This is a genomic window from Actinoplanes awajinensis subsp. mycoplanecinus (assembly GCF_001509495.1).
In the GTDB taxonomy this organism is placed as follows: domain Bacteria; phylum Actinomycetota; class Actinomycetes; order Mycobacteriales; family Micromonosporaceae; genus Actinoplanes; species Actinoplanes palleronii.
Window position 1 is genome coordinate 1 of sequence record NZ_LLZH01000214.1, and the last position, 303, is coordinate 303.

Sequence of the window (303 nt, forward strand, 5' to 3'; positions counted from 1 at the left end):
CCCGCTACGGCATGGTGGCCTTCTCCTCCTCCCTCGACCAGGGCGGCCCCTGCGCCCGCACGGTCCTGGACGCGGCCCTGCTGCACGAGGTCATCGCCGGGCACGACCCGTTGGACTCCACCTCGATCGACGCCCCGGTCCCCGCGGTCGTCGAGGCCGCGCGCAACGGCAGCGTGGACGGCATGCGCGTCGGGGTCGTCAAGCAGTTCCGCGGCGAGGGCTACCAGGCCGGTGTCGTGCAGCGCTTCGACGAGTCCGTCGAGCTGCTGAAGTCGCTGGGCGCCGAGATCGTCGAGCTGGACT

1 protein-coding gene is annotated in these 303 nt (G+C 72.3%); it reads left to right on the forward strand.

Annotation, left to right across the window (positions count from 1 at the left end):
• The coding region (locus ADL15_RS22330; RefSeq protein WP_269748368.1) for an amidase family protein at nt 1-303 on the forward strand (303 nt) is incomplete at both ends.